The following is a 19,070-nucleotide window of genomic DNA, read 5'->3' as shown; positions in this document are numbered from 1 at the left end:
CTCCCGGGGAGCTCCGCGACGCCGGACCGGCCGGTCCGGCGTCGCGGGGCTGTACCGGGGCGGGCCCGCGGCGGTGCGGCGCGTTCTCCATGGCGGACTGCGGCGTCCCGACCGGCTGACTCGCCGGCCGTCGGCTGGGCCACGATCAGGACAACTCGGTTTCTATCAGAACAAGTCGGATTTCTCCCGGTCGGATCTCAGAGGATCATCGGGATCCGACCGGCTGGACGCCGGGCACTCGGACCGGTGGTGCGCAACACGATTGGCGTCCGTCAGACTGGGCGGATGGGTGCGGCGGTGGCCGGTGCGAAGAAGGCCTCCGCACGCTCCGGCGGGACCCGGCAGCGCGTCCTGGACCTGCTCAGGACCAACGTCGGTGGGCTCGGCGTCCAGGACCTGGCGGCGGGGACGGGCCTGCACCCGAACACCGTCCGCTTCCACCTCGAGCGGCTCATCGGCGAGGGGCTGGTCGACCGGTGGCGCGAGGAACGGGGCGAACCCGGCCGCCCACCCTGGCTGTTCACCGCCAAGCCGGACCCCGACGGGGACGGCGACCGGGACGGGCGCAACTACCGGCTGCTCGCCGAGATGCTCACCAGCCACCTCAGCGGCACGGCCGAGGACCCGTCCGCGGCGGCGGTCGAGGCCGGCCGCGCCTGGGGCTCCCACCTCGCCCGGCGTCCGGCCCCGTACCGGCGCACGCCGGAGCCGGAGGCGGTCCGGTGCATGCTGGAGCTCCTCGGCGGCATCGGCTTCCGCCCGCGTCTGGCGCGCGACGACGCACGGGAGGTGCAGATCACCCACTGCCCGTTCCGCGAGCTGGCCGCCACCCACCGCGAGGTCGTCTGCGCGGTCCACCTGGGGCTGATGCAGGGCGCGCTGGCGGAGATGCGGGCGCCGGTCACCGCGCAGCGGCTGCTGCCCTTCGTGCGCCCGGACCTGTGCGTGGCGCACCTCGCGCCGGTGGCCGACGGCGAGGCCGCGCAGGGGTAACGGGGTCGGCGCGTCAGCGCTTGACCACGGTCAGCAGGACGACCGCGTCGGTGACCGCCTCCAGGGCGTGCCGCTCCTCGGGGACGGCGAGCAGGTCGCCGCGCTCGCCGTCCTCCGCCGTGGCCCCGGCGACCAGGCGCACCGAACCCTCCAGGACCTGCAGGGTCGCCTCGCCCGGGTTCTCGTGCTCGGCCAGCCGGGCTCCGGCGACCAGCGCCAGCAGCGTCTGCCGCAGCGCCTGGTCGGCCCCACCGACGACGGTGTCGGCCGCCCGGCCGCTGCCGTGCTCGCGGGCCGCGGCCAGCAGCTCCCGTCCCCGTCGCTCCAGGTCGGTCAGCGCCATCGACAGCACCCCCGCATCGGTCCGGGCTCGTGGCGCCCAGTGTGCCCGTCCGTCCCGAGGTGACGGACGGCGCGCCGGTTGGGTACGGGGAGGGTGTGCGAGCCATCGTCTACACCGAGAAGGGCGACCCCGACGTCCTGCGGCTGGTCGACCGCCCCGTCCCCGAGCCCGGCCCCGGCGAGGTCCGCGTGCGCCTGGCCTGGTCGGGGGTGAACCCGACCGACTGGAAGTCCCGCCGCACCACCCCGCCGCCGTCCGGCGAGCAGGTGCCGAACCAGGACGGTGCGGGCACCGTCGACGCCGTCGGGCAGGGCGTGGACCGGGTGCTGGTCGGCGAGCGGGTGTGGGTGTGGGAGGCGGCCTGGCAGCGCCCGCACGGGACGGCGGCCGAGTACACCGTCGTCCCGGCGCGACAGGCGGTGCTGCTCGGAGCCGCGCCGTCCCTGGAGCTGGGCGCGGCGCTGGGCATCCCGTTCCTGACCGCGCACCGCTGCCTGACCGTCGCCGAGCCGCTGCCCGACCGGCTCGGCCCCGGGTCGCTGACCGGGCACACCGTGCTCGTGCAGGGTGGGGCCGGCGCGGTGGGCAACGCCGCCGTCCAGCTGGCCCGCTGGGCCGACGCCACGGTGGTCGCCACGGTGAGCAGCCCGCAGAAGGCCCAGCTCGCGGCGGCGGCCGGGGCGTCGCACGTGGTCGACTACCGGCAGCAGGACGTCGTCCGGGAGGTCCGCAAGATCTCCCCCGACGGGGTCGACGCGATCGTCGAGGTCTCGGCCGCGACCAACGCCGCCGTCGACGCCCAGCTGGTCGCCCCGCACGGCGCCGTCGCGGTCTACGCGGGCACGGGTGAGGAGACGATGACCGTCCCGGTCCGCGCGCAGATGACCGCCAACGCCCGCTGGCAGTTCGTCCTCGTCTACACCGAGCCGGAGCGGGCCAAGGCCATCGGCGTGGAGGACGTCAACGCCGCCGTCCTCGACGGCGCGGTCCGCGTCGGTGAGGACGCCGGGCTGCCGCTGCACGTCTTCCCGCTGGCCGAGACCGCGCAGGCGCACCGGGCGGTCGAGGACGGCGCCGTCGGCAAGGTGCTCATCGACGTCACCGCCTGACTGGCTCCTCGGAACCAGCTCGCTGATGCGGGCGAGTGGGCAGCCCTCAATAGTGGTAGCGAGCCTGGAGGACGACGAGCTGGTCCGCCTCGATGGTGTGGACGAGGCGGTGCTCGTGGTCGATGCGTCGGGACCAGCAGCCGGAGAGATCACCGCTGAGCCGCTCCGGCTTCCCGGTGCCGACGCCCGGGTCGCGTGCGGCCTCGGTGATCAGCCGGTTGATCCGGGTGAGGACCTTCCGGTCTCCCGCCCAGCTCGTGTAGTCCTCCCACCCGTGAGCAGTGAAGGCGATCCTCACTCGGCCAGCTCGTGCTCCTCAGCACGCCCGTCCGCGGCCTCGGCGAGGCTCTCGCGGAGTCGCCGGGCGTTCGCCGGGGACTGCAGGAGGTAGACCGTCTCCTGCAACGAGCGGTACTCGTCGGCCGACACGAGGAACGCCGTCCCCTTCTTGGAGACGATCTCGACGGCAGCCTGGTCGGCGTTGACCTGCTCGATCAGCGGGAACAGCCGCTGGCGCGCTTCGCTGGCGGTGACGGACACGGGACCTCCATCGGTCAGTGGTACAAGAAACTGTACCACTGACCGTAACGGTCGGCGACCTCCAGTGGAGTTGCTGAATGGCGGCTCCGACACCCGAGTTCGGGCTCCCCGAAGCGCGATCATGGAGTTGGGAGGCGACATGCCGGTGCTCGTCCGCATGTCGGCTCCCCAACTCCATGATCATGGACGAGCGATGGCTGCTCAGCCGACGCCGAGGTCGCGGGCGATGAGCATCCGCTGCACCTCGCTGGTCCCCTCGCCGATCTCGAGGATCTTCGCGTCGCGGTAGAAGCGGCCCACCGGGAACTCGTTCATGAACCCGTAGCCGCCGTGCACCTGGGTGGCGTGGCGGGCGTTGTCCATCGCCGCCTCGGAGCTGTACAGCTTGGCGATCGACGCCTCGCGCGTGAACGGCTCCCCGCGCAGCATCTTCTCCGCCGCCCGGTAGTAGGCCAGCCGCGCGGTGGAGGCCCGCACCTCCATGTCGGCGATCATGAACTGGATCGCCTGGTTGCGGCCGATCGGGGAGCCGAACGCCTCCCGCTGCGCGGCGTACTCGACCGACTCGTCCACGCAGCCCTGCGCCAGGCCGACGGCGAGCGCGGAGATGGCGATCCGCCCCTCGCCGAGGATGGAGAGGAACTGCGCGTAGCCGCGGCCCCGCTGCCCCACGAGGTTCTCCTCCGGCACCCGGCAGTCGTCGAAGAACAGCTCGCGGGTGTCCGAGGCGTTCCACCCGACCTTGGAGTAGCGCTTGCCGACGCTGAACCCCGGAGTCCCGGTCGGGATGGCGATCGCGGAGATCTCCTTCGACCCGTCCGGCCGGGTGCCGGTGACCGCGGTGACGGTGACCAGGTCGGTCATGTCCGTGCCGGCGTTGGTGATGAACGCCTTGGCGCCGTTGACCACCCAGTGCCCGTCCTCCAGGCGCGCGGTGGTGCGGGTGGCGCCGGCGTCCGACCCGCCGCCGGGCTCGGTCAGCCCGAACGCGGCCAGCGCCTCCCCGGCGCACAGCCGGGGCAGCCAGCGCTGCTTCTGCTCCTCGGTGCCGAACCGGTAGATGGGCATGGCGCCCAGCGAGACGCCGGCCTCGAGGGTGATCGCGACCGACGAGTCGACCCGGGCCAGCTCCTCCAGGGCCACGCAGAGGGTGAAGTAGGTGCCGCCCGAGCCGCCGTACTCCTCGGGGAAGGGCAGGCCGAACAGGCCCAGCTCCCCCATCTGCCGCACGATCGCGGTGGGGAACTCGTCGCGCTCGTAGAAATCCCCGATCTGCGGGGCCACCACGTCGAGCGAGAACTCCCGCACGACCTTGCGCAGCGCCTCGGTCTCCTCGTCGAGCCGATAGTCCAGCACCGGTCAGTCCCTCCCGGTGGCCGTCACCACGGCCACCTGCTCGTCGAGCCGGACCTGTTGGCCGGCCGTCACGGCGAGCTCGGTGACCGTCCCCGCGACGGGGGCGGTCAGCACGTGCTCCATCTTCATCGCCTCGACGACCAGCAGCGGGGCGCCGGCCTCCACCTGGTCGCCGACCGCGGTCTGCACCACGGTCACCGTCCCGGGCATGGGCGCGGTGACCACGCCGTCGCCGGCGCCGCCCTCGCCCGCCGAGTGCAGCCGCTCGTGCTCGCGGAAGGCGGTCACCCGGCCGTCGGCGGCCAGCCACACCTCACCCCCGGCGGAGACGACGGCGTACCGGGCGGTGACGCCGTCGAGGGTCACCGTCAGTTCGCCGCCGTCCCGCCGCGCGCTCGCCGGCACCGGGTCGCCGTCCCCCACCTGCACCTGGGCGTCCGCCGCACGGCCGCGCACCCGCACGGTCACCGGCTCCCCGCCGGCCGCCTGCAGCCGGCGCACCGTCCAGGCCGGCTCGCCCAGCCGCCAGCCGTCGGGGACGTCCCAGCGGTCGACACCCGGCCCCGGAGGCTCGGCCTCGACCAGCAGCGCCAGCGCGGCGGCCGCGTACACCGTCGGGGACGGCGGCTCGGCCGAGGTGAGCGCCTCGCCGCGCCGCTCGATCAGGCCGGTGTCCAGCCGACCGGCGACCACGTCGGGGTCGGTGAGCAGCGCGCGCAGGAACGCGGTGTTGGTCGGCACCCCGAGGACGGCGGTGTGCCCGAGCGCGCCGACCAGCCGGGCCCGCGCGGTCTCCCGGTCCGGGCCGTGCGCGACGACCTTGGCCAGCATCGGGTCGTAGTCGGTGCCGACGACCGAGCCCACCGCCAGCGAGCTGTCGAGCCGGACGCCGGCGCCGGTCGGCTCGCGCAGGCCGAGCACGGTGCCGGTCTGCGGGAGGAAGCCGCGGGCCGGGTCCTCGGCGTAGAGCCGCGCCTCGATGGCGTGCCCGTCGAGGCGGACGTCGTCCTGGGTCAGCGGCAGCCGCTCCCCCGCGGCCACCCGCACCTGCAGCTCGACCAGGTCCAGGCCGGTCACCATCTCGGTCACCGGGTGCTCCACCTGCAGCCGGGTGTTCATCTCGAGGAAGAAGAAGTCGCTCGGCCGTTCCGCGTCGACGATGAACTCCACGGTGCCGGCGCCGGTGTAGCCGACCGCGCGGGCGGCCTCGACGGCGGCGGCGCCCATGCGCGCCCGCTGCGCGGCGTCGAGCAGCGGGGACGGCGCCTCCTCGACCACCTTCTGGTGCCGGCGCTGCAGGCTGCACTCGCGCTCGCCGAGGTGGACGACGGTGCCGTGCGCGTCGCCGAGCACCTGCACCTCGACGTGCCGCGCCGCGCCGATGTAGCGCTCGACCAGCAGGGTGTCGTCGCCGAACGAGCCGCGGGCCTCCCGGCGGGCGGCGGCGATCTGCGCGTCCAGCTCGTCCGCCGAGCGCACCACCCGCATGCCCTTGCCGCCGCCGCCGGCGCTGGGCTTGAGCAGCACCGGGAAGCCGGCCTCGACCGCGGCGGCGGCCACCGCGTCGTCGTCCATGCCCGGCTCGGTGCGCCCCGGGACGACGGGCACGCCAGCGGCCATCACGGTCTGCTTGGCCCGGATCTTGTCGCCCATGGCCTCGATCGCGGCCACCGGCGGGCCGATGAAGACGACGCCCGCCTTGTCGCAGGCGCGGGCGAACTCGACGTTCTCCGACAGGAACCCGTAGCCGGGGTGCACCGCCTGCGCGCCGGTGCGGGCGGCGGCGTCGAGCACCCGGTCGATGGACAGGTAGCTGTCGACGGCGGGCGCCGGGCCGATGGGGACGGCGACGTCGGCGAGGCGGGTGTGCAGCGCCCCGACGTCCGCCGCGGAGTAGACGGCGACCGAGCGGATGCCCATCGACCGCAGGGTGCGGATCACCCGGACGGCGATCTCCCCGCGGTTGGCGACCAGGACTGTCTCGAACACGCCGCTCACCGGTCCCCCGCGCCCCACAAGGGGCCATCGTGGCCACAAAGGCCCTCTTCACATGCGGAAGACGCCATAGCCAACCTCCTCCAACGGGGCGTTCGCGCAGGCGGACAGGGCCAGGCCGAGCACGGTGCGGGTCTGGGCGGGGTCGATCACGCCGTCGTCCCACAGCCGGGCGGTGGCGTAGTAGGGGTGCCCCTGGGTCTCGTACTGCTCGCGGATCGGCGCCTTGAACGCCTCCTCGGCCGCGGCCGGCCACTGCTCGCCGCGGGCCTCGTAGCCGTCCCGGCGCACCTGGGCCAGCACGCTGGCCGCCTGCTCCCCGCCCATCACCGAGATGCGCGCGTTGGGCCAGGTGAACAGGAACCGGGGCGAGTACGCCCGCCCGCACATCGAGTAGTTGCCCGCGCCGAACGAGCCGCCGATGACCACGGTCAGCTTCGGTACCCGGGCGCAGGCCACCGCGGTGACCATCTTGGCGCCGTGCTTGGCGATGCCCCCGGCCTCGTAGTCGCGGCCCACCATGAACCCGGTGATGTTCTGCAGGAACAGCAGCGGGATGGCCCGCCGGTCGCACAGCTCGATGAAGTGCGCGCCCTTGAGCGCCGACTCGGCGAACAGCACGCCGTTGTTGGCCACGATGCCGACCGGATGGCCGTGCAGCCGGGCGAACCCGGTGACCAGCGTGGGCCCGTAGAGCGGTTTGAACTCGGTGAACCGGGACCCGTCGACCAGCCGGGCGATCACCTCGCGCACGTCGTAGGGGGTGCGCGGGTCCGGCGGCACCACCTCGTAGAGCGACGCCGGGTCGAACAGCGGCTCCTCGCTCGGTTCGACGTCCCACGGGCGGGGGCTGCGCGGCCCCAGGGTGGCCACGATCCGGCGGACCAGTGCCAGCGCGTGCGCGTCGTCCTCGGCCAGGTGGTCGGTCACCCCGCTGACCCGGGAGTGCAGGTCACCCCCGCCGAGCTCCTCGGCGCTGACCTCCTCGCCGGTCGCCGCCTTCACCAGCGGCGGGCCGCCGAGGAAGATGGTGCCCTGCTCGCGCACGATCACGCACTCGTCGCTCATCGCCGGCACGTACGCCCCACCGGCGGTGCACGAGCCCAGCACGGCGGCGATCTGCGCGATACCGGCCTTGGACATCGTCGCCTGGTTGTAGAAGATCCGCCCGAAGTGCTCCCGGTCGGGGAAGACCTCGTCCTGCATCGGCAGGAACGCCCCGCCGGAGTCGACCAGGTAGACGCACGGCAGCCGGTTGGCCAGGGCCACCTCCTGGGCGCGCAGGTGCTTCTTCACCGTCATCGGGTAATAGGTGCCGCCCTTGACGGTGGCGTCGTTGGCCACCACGACGCACTCGCGGCCGGCGATGCGGCCGATGCCGGTGATGATCCCGGCGGCCGGGGCCTCGCCGCCGTACATGCCGTGCGCCGCCAGCGGCGACAGCTCGAGGAACGGGCTGCCCGGATCCAGCAGGGCGTCGACCCGCTCGCGCGGCAGCAGCTTGCCGCGCTCGACGTGCCGGGCCCGCGCCCGCTCCCCGCCGCCGAGAGCCACCCGGCGCAGCTGCTCGGCCAGGTCGGCGGCGAGCCCGGCGTGGACCTCGGCGTTGCGCGCGGTGGCTGCGGCGTCGGTCGTCGGCCTGCGGTCCAGCACGGGAGCGTCCACAGCCGGCATGTTAACGATGGTTCACCCGCTGGGTCAACGACCGTTAACATCCGCACCGTGACCGACGTCGACACCGCCCTGCACGCCGACGCGGCCCGGCCCTCGCGCCGCGAGCAGATCCTGCGGGCGGCGGCGCAGCTGTTCGCCGAGCGCGGGTCGCGGGCGGTGGGCGTGGACGACGTCGGCGCGGCCGTGGGCGTGACCGGTCCGGCGATCTACCGGCACTTCGCCAGCAAGGACGCGATGCTGGCCGAGATGCTGCTGCGGATCAGCGAGCGGCTGCTGGCCGGGGGGACGACGCGGGTGGCCGCCGCCGGGGACGACCCGCTGGCCCAGCTGCGCACGCTCATCGCCTTCCAGGTCGACTTCGCCCTCGACAACCCGGCGCTGATCACCGTGCACGACCGCGACCTGGGCTCGCTGGCCGAGGCCGACGCCGCCCAGGTGCGCCGGCTGCAGCGCCGCTACGTCGAGGTGTGGGTCGGCGTCCTGGGTCGGCTGCACGCGCAGGCCGACGTCGCGACCAACCGGGCCCGGGCGCACGCGGTGTTCGGGCTGGTCAACTCCACGCCGCACAGCGCCGGGCGGCTGCCGCGCGCGCAGACCGCCCGGCTGCTCGCCGCGATGGCCGAGGCCGCCGCCACCGCCTGAGCGCCCCGGGCATGGGAAGCGATACCTGCGTTCCGGCGCCGAGAACGGGTGTATCGCTTCCCATGCCCGGGGTCAGCCGGCGGTGGGGTGGGGCATCGGCAGGACCAGCGCGCTCGAGGCGAGGACGTCGAGGTCGGCGGCGCCGCCGGTCGACCCGGAGGCAGCCCAGGCGGTCTCGACGATGGTCACGGTGCTCCCGGAGACGGCGCTGGCGTACTCGGCGTCCGCGAGCCGCTCGGGGCCCCCGGCGTAGCGGACGCCCTCGCGCAACAGGTCGCTGACGTTGCCGCTGCCGTTGCGGTCGGCCAGCGCGCGCAGCGCCCGGGCGCCGGCCGGGTCGCCGGTGTCCACGGCCGACACCGAGACGACCACCGGCCGGCCGCCGACATCGGTGGAGTACAGCGCCCGGGCCAGGCCCCGGCAGTCGGTGTCGGTGAAGAAGTCGGCCACCGCGCCGTAGGCGTTGCCCACACAGGTGGGGTCGACCTGCACCTGCTGGGCGACGAAGGTCCGCCCGTCGACCTCCTCGCGGTCGCCGGGCTGCGGGCCGCCGACCGCGCCGGGCACCGCGGTGCCCCCGGCCGCCGACGGAGCGGGGGTCGCCCGCCCGTCGTCCCGGCCGAGCAGCAGCGCCCCGGCGGTGCCGAGGACGGCGACCGCCAGGAGCGCCGCGAGCAGGACCAGCGGGATCCGCCGCGACGAGCCGGGCCGGCGCCGTCCCGCCAGCGGGGCGCCGTCGGGCCGGAACACCCGGTCGGCAGCCGGCGGGAGTGGAGCGGACGGCTCGGGGTCGGCGGGTCCGGCGCCGGCGAACAGGCCGCCGGTGCCCCCGGTCTCGTCGGCCGGCACACCCACCGTCGGCCCGACGAGGGTGTCGCGGGGGCCGGCGTCGGCACCGGCTCCCGGCTCGGGCCGCACCGGGTGGTGCGGGGCCTCCGGCGGCGCGGCGGACGGCGTCGGGTGGTGCGGGGTCGGGAGCCTGGCGACGGCCGGCTCGGGGACGGCGGAGCGCGGCGCGGCCGCCATCGCCGCCGGCGCCAGCAGCTCGGGCGTGCGCAGGACGTAGGGCGAGTAGGGGAAGCCCTCGCCGTTGAGCTGCTGGACCGTCGGGACCCGGCCGGCCAGCCCCAGCGCCTCGAGCGCGGTGCGCACGTCGGCCGTCGTCCACAGCCGGGGGTCGTCGACGGCGGTGTGGCGGGCCGTGCGGGCGATGCCCAGGAGCAGCGAGCGGGGGTCGAGGAGCGCCACCTGGTCGCCCTCCCCGAGGTCGCCGTCGGCCGGCACCAGGCCGGTGAGGTCGCCGACCAGCACGGTGAGCCGGGCGATGCGGCCGGGCTCCAGGCCGGCGTCGCGCAGCCGGACGGCGGCGTCCGTGCCGGCGCGCACGAGCCCGGCCAGCGGGGTGGAGCCGCCGCCGGCCAGCTGCAGCACGTCACCGGGCCGGCCCGCGTCCGGACCGATGGTCCAGGCGCCCTCCGGCAGCGCGGTGACCACGCCGCTCTGGCGCACCACCTCGACCACGCGGACGACCAGCCCCTCGGGGACGAAGAGCACCGCGTCGCAGAGCCGCCGCTCCCTCGGCCCGTCGACCACCGGGAGGGAGGCGACGACCGCGCCCCGGACCGACCCGCCGGTGTCCCAGCGGGTCAGCTCGGCGAACAGCGCGCGCTCCCCTGCCGTCTGCAGCGGCACGGGGGTGAGGGCCAGCACGTCGTCCTCCGGGCGGAGTCGCAGGGAGCGGGAGGCGGCGCGGCGGCCGCGCTCGCACCGGCCGGGGGCGGGGGGCCGGCGCCCTCCCGGCCGGGGCGGGAGCCCGACGCTACGTCATGCACCGGGTCGGGTCCGGACGCTCAGGACGTCGGCGCGCCGCCCACCGGCTCCCGCCACGAGGCCCACCAGCGGCCGCGGGCGACCCGGTCGACCGCCGTCCACAGGACGGTGAACGCCGCCCCGGTCGCCAGGACCACCGCCGGCCGCCAGTCCCACGGCGGCAGCAGCCCGGCGGCGCCCTGCAGCGCGCCCGCCGCGTAGGTGACCGCCGCCACCAGCGGCCCGGCCAGCCCGCCGGGCAGGCGCAGGGTGACGGCGACGTCGACAGCGACCGCGCCGGCGAGCAGGACCAGCGGCAGGACCGACGGCGGGAAGCCCAGGGCCACCAGGCCGAGCCAGGCCAGCCCCCGGTAGGCCAGGTAGGCGGCGGCGAGCGCGGTCGCGGTCCAGCGCAGGCCGATCACCCGGCGGGCCACCACCAGGGTCAGCACCCCCGCGCACAGCAGCCAGGCCGGGTGCACCCAGGAGGGCACCGGCAGCATGAAGGCCGTCGGCGACCGCCCCTGGGCGATGGCGAAGTCCAGCAGCTGCGTCTCGGCCGTCGTCCGCCCGGCCTCGTAGGCCGACAGCGACAGGACGCCGTACTCCTGGTGCAGGTTGGGGAAGAGCACGTTCTCCAGGAAGGCCAGCCACAGGCCCAGCGACACCAGGTCGCGGACCCGGCCGGGCGCGGCGTAGAGCCACCAGCCGCGGAGAACCCCGACCAGCACCACCGCCGTCCCCAGGTAGAGCAGCGCGTGGCTGGGGCTCCAGCTGGTGATGTCCAGCCCGTTGATGCGGTGGTTGACGATGTCGACCGGGATCGCGACGAGGAAGGTCGTGATGCCGACCTGCACCAGGCGCAGGGCGCGCCGGTCGACGCCGGAGCCGGTGTAGCTGTGGAACACGACCAGCGCGACCACCACCGCGGTGCCCGCGGAGTTGAGCAGGTGCGGCGGGGCCAGGTCGTCGCGCAGCCAGCGGAAGTGCCAGGAGACGTCCCAGGAGGAGCCGAGCACCTTGAGCAGGAACGCGCCCAGCCAGGCGGTGTAGACCCAGCGCAGCTCCCGCTGGCCGGTGGGCCGGCCCGGACGCCCCGGGGTCAGGTGGACCAGCCGCAGCCAGCGCAGGGTGGCCGAGGGGTCCCGGAGCGCCGCGGTCAGCGACCCGGGTGCCGGAGGGGCCGCTCGGTCGGCTCCGACGGGGGCGGCGTGGGACACGGGAGGACTCCTGGTCTCGCGGGGGTCCGGGCGAGAGTAGCGGTGGACCGGCCCGGTGCGGGCCGTCGAGGGGCGGCGGAGTGGCGCGGCGGAGAGGGCTGCACACCCGGGGCGGACGGGGCGGCCGCGACGTAGGGTCGTCGGTCGTGGCGGACAGTGCAGGGCACCTGGTCTGGATCGACTGCGAGATGACCGGCCTGGACCTCACCCGGGACAAGCTCATCGAGGTGGCGGTCCTGGTCACCGACTCCGAGCTCACCGTGCTCGACCCGGGGCTGGACCTGGTGATCTCCGCCGACGACGCCGACCTCGACGCCATGGTCGACGTCGTCACCGAGATGCACGCCCGGTCGGGGCTCACCGCCGCCGTGCGGGCCTCGACCCTCACCGTCGCCGAGGCCGAAGAGCAGCTGCTCGCCTACGTCAAGCGGTTCGTGCCCGATCGGCGCACGGCCCCGCTGTGCGGCAACTCGATCGGCACCGACCGGGGCTTCCTCGCCCGGGACATGCCGGAGCTCGACGACCACCTGCACTACCGGATGATCGACGTCTCCTCGATCAAGGAGCTGGCCCGCCGCTGGTTCCCGCGGGTCTACTTCGCCCAGCCGGTCAAGGGCCTGGCCCACCGGGCGCTGGCCGACATCATCGAGTCGGTGCGGGAGCTGACCTACTACCGCCAGACCCTCTTCGTCGACGCCCCCGGCCCGTCCACCCCGGCGGCGCAGGCGGCCGCGGCCCGCGTGACCGACTCCTTCGCCGCGGTGTTCGCGGCCGAGGACGCCGGCTCCCCGGGCGAGGCACCCCCGGCCGCGTCGGACGCCTGAGGCCCTCCGGTATCCTTGACCCGGTCCCCCGCCGTCCCGCTCCGAGAGCGGCCGGCCGGGAGACGTGGTGGGTGTAGCTCAGCTGGTAGAGCACCAGGTTGTGGTCCTGGGTGTCGCGGGTTCAAGTCCCGTCACTCACCCTCCGCGGCAGAGGCCCTGGTCAGGTTCGCGACCAGGGCCTCTGCCGTTCCGGCCCCCTCGCGGGAGGTTCCCCGCCGATCCGGTGGTGGCCGGCCGATCTCGACCCGTCGGCCCGAGCCGGACGAGCGGACGCACGGTGACCCCGCGCCGGACGGTCCCCCTGACGCCGACCCGCCGCTCCTGGCACCGTGGACCCGTGAGCCCGAAGAGCCGCGGTCGCAAGCCGAAGACCACCAAGCGGCGGCACGACGGACGCCGACCGGCCGCACAGCCGGAGTCGCCGACGGCCGGGCTGCTCCGCGAGGTCGCCCGCGAGCTCCGGGGCGCCGCTCCGCTGGACGCCGAGCTCCTCGTCTCCGCGCTCCTGCACGACCTGTCCGAGCAGAGCGGCGCGGACTCCCCGGGTTCTGCACCCGGCGACCCCGTCCTCGACCTGGTGACCGCCCTGGGCACGATCCGCTCGCCGGAGGTGCTCGGCTTGCTCCGGTGCATCGGGCTCCTGGGCAGCCCGCAGCAGCGGGCCCTCGCCGACCGGACCGCCCGACGGCTGGACACCGCGGGCGTCGCGGCGCCGCCGTGGGCCCGCGACCTGGGCGCGGTCCGCCCGGTCCGGGCGTGGCGGAGCCGGGACGTCTTCGGCGACGCGTCGACGGTGGCGGTCGAGTTCGAGCGTGCCGGGCACCGGCACGCCCTGGTGGTCCTCGTCGACCACACCTCCGGCGGGATCGCCGCCGACGCCTTCGTCACCGACGACCCCGACGAGCTGCGCGCCGACCAGGACGACGACACGGCCGGACCGCTCGACGTCCTCGAGGACGTCGACCTGGCAGACGCCCAGGCGCTCCTCGCGGCGGCGTTCGCGGCCACCGACGCCGACTCGCGGGCCGAGGTCGGGGAGGACTACGGGCCCACGCACGGGCTGGCGCTGGCACGCCTGCGCACGCTGCCGCCGGGGCCGCCGGTCACCGGGGCCGAGCTCCTCGACGAGCAGGCGGTGGCCACCGTCACCGCGGAGTTCCTCGCCTCGGCCGAGGCCGCGGCCCTGCGGGGAGGACCCGGCGTCGAGCGGATCGCCCGCCTCGTCGTCGGCAGCACCGCCGTCCGCTCCCCCGACGGACGGGTGGGCACCGGCCCGGGCCGGCTGACCCGGCTGGTCCTGGACCGGCTGCCCGAGGAGGACCTGGACGACGACGAGGTCGCCGTCGTCCCCGACGTGGTGGTCGCCTGGGCGCGCGTCGCGGGCCGGTGGGCCGACCTGCCGCCGGAGGCGGCCGACGAGCTGGTCGCCGCCGCCGAGGATCTCGGGACGGCCTTGCGCACCGCGTCCGGCGACCTCACCGGAGAGGCCGGCGAGGAGCTGGTGGCGTCCTACGCCGGGGACCTGCTCGAAGACGGCGACCTCGACCCGCGGGACCTGGCGGAGGCGGTCCTGCGCCGGGTCTTCGCCGTCCCTCGCTCCCCCGGCCGCACCGGCAACGACGACCTCGCGCACCTGGACCCGGGCGATCCCGACGACCGGCACCTGCTCGTCGTCGCAGAACACCCCGAGTACGGCGCGGCGATCGCCGACCCCTCGATCGGGACCGTCGACGGGGTCGATCCGCGCCTGCACGTCGCGCTGCACGAGGTGGTGACCAATCAGCTCTGGGACGACGACCCGCCGGAAGCCTGGCAGGCCGCCCGGCGCCTGCTCGCCGCGGGCGCGGACCGGCACGACGTCCTCCACGAGCTCATGCGCGTGGCGGCCGAGTTCCTGCGGCAGGCGCTGCACGACCAGCAGCCGGCCGACGTCGAGGCCTACCGCCGCGCCCTCGACTCCCTCGGCGCACCCCCGGCCCGGCCCCGCCGGGGCGCTCGGTGACCCCGACCGCGCCGACGGGGCCGGCCGGCTGGGACACCAGTGGCCCCTGGGACGGACACGCAGGGTGCGGTGCTGGCCGCTTGGGGACCGGGCTGGCGACGCTTCCCCCATGACTGTCGCCTACTCCTACGGGACCGCCCGCGCCGTCGTGATGGTCGGGTCGGTGGGCAGCGCCGAGGGCCTGACGCCGCGACAGATCGGCCCGGCGCACGCGACGATCGGCAAGGTCACCGGCCGCAGCCGCAAGGCGCTGTGCGGCGCCTACGTCGCCGTGGACGAGGAGACGCTCTGGCCGCCGGAGGGCTACGACAGCTCGCAGCTGTGCGCGGAGTGCGCCACCCTGGCGACCCTGTAGCCCCTCACCCGCCGGCCACCGACGGCAGCACCTGGACGACGGCGCCGTCGGGCACCACGGTGCCCAGCCCACCGGCGTGGCGGACGTCGTCACCGTCGACGTAGACGTTGACGAACCGCCGCAGCGCTCCGGCCTCGTCGCGGATCCGGCGGTCCAGCCGGGGGTGGACGGCGGCCAGCGCGTCGAGCAGGTCGCCGAGCGTGCCGCCGCCGGGGTCGACCTCCAGGTGCCTGCTCCCGCCGGTCAGGTCGGCCAGCACGCCCGGCAGCACCACCCGGACGGCCATCAGTCGACCCGGGCGGCGCGGACGACGAGCACGTCGGGCAGGTGCTCGGCGACGAGGGTGAAGGTCTCGCCCTCGTCGGCGCTGGCGTAGACGCAGCCGTCGCGGGTGCCCACGTAGAGCCCGGTCGGGTCGGCGTCGTCGGCGCAGCACGCGTCGCGCAGCACCGCCGTCCAGGCGGCGTCGGGCAACCCGGCGCCCAGCTCGGTCCAGCTGGCCCCGGCGTCCCGGGTGCGCTGCACCCGCAGCCGGCCCTGCGGTGGCACCCGTTGCACGTCAGCGACGAGCGGCACCACCCAGGCGGTGCCGGGCGTCGACGGCGAGGCCACGACCGGGAAGCCGAAGTCCGCGGGCAGGCCTTCGGCGATCGACGTCCACGCCTGCCCGCCGTCGTCGGTGCGGAAGACGCCGAAGTGGTTCTGGGCGTACATCCGGTCCGGGCCGGCGGCGTCGACGGCGACCTTGTGCACGCACTGCCCGTACTCCGGCGGCGGCTCGGGCAGGAAGACCGCGCTGATCCCGGTGTTGTGCGGCGCCCACTCGCGGCCGCCGTCCTCGCTGACGTAGACGCCGCCGGTGCTCATCGCGACCACGACGCGGTCGGACGCCGGGTCGGGTACCACGGTGTGCACTGCCCCGCCCCCGCCGCCGGGGGCCCACGTGGGGCGGTGCGGGTGGTCCCACAGGCCGCGGACGAGCTCGAAGCGGCACCCGCCGTCGGTGCTGCGCCACAGCGAGTGCGGCTCGCACCCGGCCCAGACGACGTCCGGACGGTCGGTGGTGTCGGGCCGCAGCTGCCAGACGCGGGCCAGGGCGGCACCGGTGTCCGCGGGGAAGCGGACGGCGCCGGAGTCGGTCTCCTGCCAGCTGGCGCCGAGGTCGTCGGACCGCACCACGGTCGGCCCCCAGTGCCCGTACTGGACGCCGGCCAGGACGCGCGGCCGCCCGCGGCGGGTGTCGACCGAGACCGCGGCGACCTCCTGGGCGAGCAGGTGCGGCTCCCCGAGGGTCCAGGTGCGGCGGTCGTCGTCGCTGCGGGCCAGCCACAGGCCCTTGCGCGTGCCGATGGCGAGCAGGTCGGTCATGGCGGCCCCCTCTGGTCGGGTGGGCGCGGGCGCGCCCCTCGGGGAGGAGACTCTCAGGAGGCGCGGAACTCAGTGGCGGGTTGCGCCGCCGGGTCACTTCAGGGCGCTGCCGGCCCGCCACTGCTCCCACGGGATCGCCCAGTCGTGGACGTCGCCGTCGGCAGCCGACAGCTGCGGGCCGACCGAGTTGCGGACCTCCACGACGTCGCCGGGCCGGGAGAAGTCGAAGAACCAGGCGGCCCGCTCGGTGGACAGGTTGATGCAGCCGTGCGAGACGTTCGCCCGGCCCTGCTGGGCCACCGACCAGGGCGCGGCGTGGACGAACTCGCCGTTGTTCGAGATGCGGACGGCGTACTCCACGTCGGTGCGGTAGCCGCCGGGGGCGTCGACGGCCAGGCCGAAGGTGCTCGAGTCCATCGTGATGTCCCGGTGGGACTCGGTGACCACGTGCGGGCCGTTGCGCGTGGGGTTCGCGTCGCTGCCGGCGCTCATCGGGTAGGTCTGCACCACCTGGTCGCCGTCGTGGACCTCGAGGGTGTGGGTGGCGGCGTCGGCGACGGAGACGTGCCGGTCACCGATGGAGAAGGAGACCGCGCGGTCCTCCTCGCCCCACACGCCGTCGCCGAGGTCGACGCCGTAGAGGTCGGCGTGGAGGGTGACGTCGGTGTGCGCCGGCCAGTACGTGGACGGGCGGAAGTGCACCTCGGTGTCGGACAGCCAGCTCCAGACACCGTCGGTGGGCGCCGAGCTGGTGACCTCGAGGTGGCTCTCGACGGCGGCCCGGTCGGTCACCGGCTGGTCGAAGTACACCCGGATCGGCATGCCGACCCCAACGGTCGTGCCGTCGAGCGGGCCGATGGACGGCGCGCCGAGCGTGGTCGGGGTGAGCGTGGTGAACGTGGTCGAGGCCTCGGCCGGCTGCTCGTCGGCGCCCTCGGCGGTCGCGGTGAGCGTGTAGCTGGTGCCGTAGGCGAGCGGGGTGTCCGGCGTCCAGACGTCGGTGGCCGGGTCGTCGGGCGAGTCGGCCACCGTCCCGGCCACCGGGGTGCCGGCGCCGTCGACGACGGTGACGCCGGCCAGCTCGCCGTCCGTGACGGAGATCTCCAGCGGCACGGTCGGCGAGACGTCGGTCGACCCGTCGGCCGGCGCGACGGTCATCGAAGCCGCGGCGCCCTGCCCGGTCGCGAAGCCGGCCGCCCTCCCGTCCCCGCCGTGCCCCTGGCACCCGGCCAGCAGGGCCAGCGCCCCGGCCGTGAGCAGCGCGGACATCCGCCGAACGGTGGTCTCCACGTCCCTCTTCATCGGCAGCCGTCCCCATGACAGCCACCCGCAACGCCCGGCGTCCGCACCGGACGCAGGGAGACGGTGCCCCGTGGGGGTTCGAGGACCTCCCCGCCGGGAGGCCGGACGGCGCTGGTATCGTTGTCTCCCGTCGCCCGGCCGAGCCGGACGACGCGCGCCATTAGCTCAATTGGCAGAGCAGCTGACTCTTAATCAGCGGGTTCGGGGTTCGAGTCCCTGATGGCGCACCCAACAGTAGGCCGCTGACCTGCGGTTTCGTACGCATCCGCAAGATCGTCCGCGTGTCGGGCCGGCCAGCTGTCCGCAGACAGTCCGCAGCAGTGCGCGGCCGGCCATTCCGGAAACGGCCCCACGGGCACGCCGAGCCGGCGCCCCGGCGGTGGCGGTCGAGGCCCGGCGGCTCTGCCGCACTCCGCCCATGACCAGCCGCGAGGACCTCCACCGCCTGGTGGACGCGCTGCCCGCGGCGCGCCTGCCGGCGGTCGAACGACTGCTCCGGGCCAGCCTCGCGGACACCGACCCGACCGAACGGCGTTGCTTCGCCAGCACCGGCACCCTGTCGGCCGAGCACGACCTGGCCGAGCGGTCGGAGGACGTCCTGCGCAGCGATGGAGATCCCGACTCCGTCGGCGGGCGCGACGCGTCCAGCGCGTGATCGTCGTCGACACCGGTCCGGTCGTCGCCCTCGTCAACGACCGCGACGACCACCACCAGCGTTGCCGGGAGTGCCTGGAGACCCATCCCGGGTCCCCTGCTCCCCGCCACGGTCCTCACCGAGGTGCGCCTGCTGCTGGAACGCCGGCGCGGCACGCGGGCGGAACTGGCCTTCCTCCCCGACGTCCGGGCCAGGCGGTTCCGGTTGGTGGACGTCGAGCCAGACCTCGAGCGCATCGCCAAGCTCGTCGAGCGCTACGCCGACCTGCCGCTGGGCACGGTGGATGCCTCGGTCGTCGCGCCCATCGAACGGCTTGAGCTGCCTGAGGTCGCCATCCTCAACCACCGGGACTTCTCCGTCGTCCGCCCCCGGCACACGCCCGCCCTCACCCTGCTCCCGTAGCCGACACGAGCCTGCAGTGCTCCTGCGGTACGCCGGAGCCGGCCGGGCGAGGCACCGGAGAGGTACCGACGAAGTACTGGAGGACACCGTCAGGGCGCCGGGTCCGGCGTGGAGCACCTCGGCGAGCGCCCTCGTCCACACGGCGACGCGACCTGCTGGGGCCTGTCCTGCGGATCTTGTGCGGTAGCACTGCCGTCTGCGTCCCGGAGCGGTCCATCTAGGTGCTAGGTCCCCAGGGTCGAGGCAAAGTCGTGAAGCGCGTCGCTGACCTGCGGTGTTAGGGCGGGCACGGGCCGTGTGGTGATCTGAGGGTGTCGAAATCCTTGACCACCAGCGAGAAGGCCCGTGCCCGCAAGCTCATCTTCCCCGACCGCCCTGGCCGATGCCGCCACCGCCGCCGGAGTGCCGGCCCGGCCGCTGTCGGCGCCCGAGTCGATCAGCCTGCTGCAGGCCCTGGCCGCGGTGCCCGACCCGCGCAAGC

The 19,070-nt window shown here is 75.2% G+C and carries 19 protein-coding genes and 2 tRNA genes; 10 read left to right on the top strand and 11 right to left on the bottom strand.

Annotation, left to right across the window (positions count from 1 at the left end; translation table 11 throughout):
• Window positions 1-285: 285 nt before the first annotated feature.
• On the top strand, window positions 286-993 hold the full coding sequence (locus tag DQ238_RS19095) for a metalloregulator ArsR/SmtB family transcription factor (protein WP_113782830.1): 708 nt from the start codon (window positions 286-288) through the stop codon (window positions 991-993).
• 13 nt (window positions 994-1,006) lie between these two features.
• Here the strand turns inward: DQ238_RS19095 and DQ238_RS19090 are convergent, their stop codons facing one another.
• Entirely contained in the window at window positions 1,007-1,336 is a 330-nt protein-coding gene (locus tag DQ238_RS19090; RefSeq protein WP_113782860.1) for a cupin domain-containing protein, read from the bottom strand.
• A gap of 95 nt (window positions 1,337-1,431) precedes the next feature.
• Between DQ238_RS19090 and DQ238_RS19085 the strand changes: the two genes are divergently transcribed.
• Window positions 1,432-2,445 carry an NADPH:quinone reductase gene (locus tag DQ238_RS19085; RefSeq protein ID WP_113782829.1) on the top strand — a complete coding sequence of 338 codons (1,014 nt, stop codon included), beginning with the start codon at window positions 1,432-1,434 and terminating at the stop codon, window positions 2,443-2,445.
• 46 nt (window positions 2,446-2,491) lie between these two features.
• Here the strand turns inward: DQ238_RS19085 and DQ238_RS19080 are convergent, their stop codons facing one another.
• The 5 genes from DQ238_RS19080 to DQ238_RS19060 all read right to left on the bottom strand — a co-directional run bounded on the left by DQ238_RS19080 (window position 2,492) and on the right by DQ238_RS19060 (window position 8,001).
• A complete protein-coding gene (locus tag DQ238_RS19080) occupies window positions 2,492-2,743 on the bottom strand; it encodes a Txe/YoeB family addiction module toxin (protein WP_113782828.1) in 252 nt (83 codons plus the stop codon).
• Window positions 2,740-2,985, bottom strand: coding sequence for a type II toxin-antitoxin system Phd/YefM family antitoxin (locus DQ238_RS19075; protein WP_113782827.1), 246 nt, complete (start codon window positions 2,983-2,985; stop codon window positions 2,740-2,742). Before DQ238_RS19075 ends, DQ238_RS19080 begins: the two co-directional genes overlap by 4 nt.
• 201 nt (window positions 2,986-3,186) lie before the next feature.
• The gene (locus DQ238_RS19070; protein WP_113782826.1) at window positions 3,187-4,341 is read right to left on the bottom strand and encodes an acyl-CoA dehydrogenase family protein; all 1,155 of its coding nucleotides are present in this window, start codon (window positions 4,339-4,341) and stop codon (window positions 3,187-3,189) included.
• A gap of 3 nt (window positions 4,342-4,344) precedes the next feature.
• A complete protein-coding gene (locus DQ238_RS19065; RefSeq protein ID WP_113782859.1) occupies window positions 4,345-6,330 on the bottom strand; it encodes a biotin carboxylase N-terminal domain-containing protein in 1,986 nt (661 codons plus the stop codon).
• 57 nt (window positions 6,331-6,387) lie between these two features.
• Entirely contained in the window at window positions 6,388-8,001 is a 1,614-nt protein-coding gene (locus tag DQ238_RS19060; RefSeq protein WP_233496106.1) for a carboxyl transferase domain-containing protein, read from the bottom strand.
• Window positions 8,002-8,058: 57 nt separating this feature from the next.
• Between DQ238_RS19060 and DQ238_RS19055 the strand changes: the two genes are divergently transcribed.
• Window positions 8,059-8,652, top strand: coding sequence for a TetR/AcrR family transcriptional regulator (locus DQ238_RS19055; protein WP_113782824.1), 594 nt, complete (start codon window positions 8,059-8,061; stop codon window positions 8,650-8,652).
• A gap of 72 nt (window positions 8,653-8,724) precedes the next feature.
• Here the strand turns inward: DQ238_RS19055 and DQ238_RS19050 are convergent, their stop codons facing one another.
• Window positions 8,725-10,362, bottom strand: coding sequence for a hypothetical protein (locus DQ238_RS19050; protein WP_113782823.1), 1,638 nt, complete (start codon window positions 10,360-10,362; stop codon window positions 8,725-8,727).
• A gap of 140 nt (window positions 10,363-10,502) precedes the next feature.
• On the bottom strand, window positions 10,503-11,681 hold the full coding sequence (locus tag DQ238_RS19045) for a hypothetical protein (RefSeq protein WP_113782822.1): 1,179 nt from the start codon (window positions 11,679-11,681) through the stop codon (window positions 10,503-10,505).
• 146 nt (window positions 11,682-11,827) lie between these two features.
• Between DQ238_RS19045 and orn the strand changes: the two genes are divergently transcribed.
• From orn to DQ238_RS19025, 4 genes are all read left to right on the top strand, one after another.
• Entirely contained in the window at window positions 11,828-12,505 is a 678-nt protein-coding gene (orn, locus tag DQ238_RS19040) for an oligoribonuclease (RefSeq protein ID WP_113782821.1), read from the top strand.
• Between the two features lie 67 nt (window positions 12,506-12,572).
• A tRNA-His gene (locus tag DQ238_RS19035) sits at window positions 12,573-12,645 on the top strand.
• Between the two features lie 197 nt (window positions 12,646-12,842).
• A complete protein-coding gene (locus tag DQ238_RS19030) occupies window positions 12,843-14,507 on the top strand; it encodes a DUF1841 family protein (protein ID WP_113782820.1) in 1,665 nt (554 codons plus the stop codon).
• A gap of 109 nt (window positions 14,508-14,616) precedes the next feature.
• Complete coding sequence (locus tag DQ238_RS19025) at window positions 14,617-14,862, top strand: hypothetical protein (RefSeq protein WP_113782819.1); 246 nt, start codon at window positions 14,617-14,619, stop codon at window positions 14,860-14,862.
• A gap of 4 nt (window positions 14,863-14,866) precedes the next feature.
• Here DQ238_RS19025 and DQ238_RS19020 read toward each other — a convergent pair whose 3' ends face one another.
• From DQ238_RS19020 to DQ238_RS19010, 3 genes are all read right to left on the bottom strand, one after another.
• Window positions 14,867-15,148, bottom strand: a complete 282-nt coding sequence (locus tag DQ238_RS19020; RefSeq protein ID WP_113782818.1) for a ubiquitin-like small modifier protein 1 — start codon at window positions 15,146-15,148, stop codon at window positions 14,867-14,869.
• A complete protein-coding gene (locus DQ238_RS19015) occupies window positions 15,148-16,230 on the bottom strand; it encodes a sialidase family protein (RefSeq protein ID WP_113782817.1) in 1,083 nt (360 codons plus the stop codon). The genes DQ238_RS19020 and DQ238_RS19015 overlap by 1 nt, the downstream gene beginning before the upstream one ends.
• Window positions 16,231-16,323: 93 nt before the next feature.
• Window positions 16,324-17,499 carry an Ig-like domain-containing protein gene (locus DQ238_RS19010; RefSeq protein ID WP_233496105.1) on the bottom strand — a complete coding sequence of 392 codons (1,176 nt, stop codon included), beginning with the start codon at window positions 17,497-17,499 and terminating at the stop codon, window positions 16,324-16,326.
• A 187-nt stretch (window positions 17,500-17,686) separates the two neighbouring features.
• Here DQ238_RS19010 and DQ238_RS19005 point away from each other — a divergent pair.
• From DQ238_RS19005 to DQ238_RS18995, 3 genes are all read left to right on the top strand, one after another.
• Window positions 17,687-17,759 (top strand) — tRNA-Lys (locus DQ238_RS19005).
• Between the two features lie 191 nt (window positions 17,760-17,950).
• Window positions 17,951-18,187, top strand: a complete 237-nt coding sequence (locus tag DQ238_RS19000) for a hypothetical protein (RefSeq protein WP_147263134.1) — start codon at window positions 17,951-17,953, stop codon at window positions 18,185-18,187.
• A gap of 123 nt (window positions 18,188-18,310) precedes the next feature.
• Window positions 18,311-18,589 (top strand): hypothetical protein, encoded by a 279-nt coding sequence (locus tag DQ238_RS18995; protein WP_199506453.1) that lies wholly within the window; start codon window positions 18,311-18,313, stop codon window positions 18,587-18,589.
• Window positions 18,590-19,070 lie beyond the last annotated feature (481 nt).

The sequence above is a fragment of the Geodermatophilus sp. TF02-6 genome (genome assembly GCF_003319115.1).
Lineage (GTDB): Bacteria > Actinomycetota > Actinomycetes > Mycobacteriales > Geodermatophilaceae > Geodermatophilus.
This window is presented reverse-complemented; position numbering and strand designations above follow the sequence as displayed.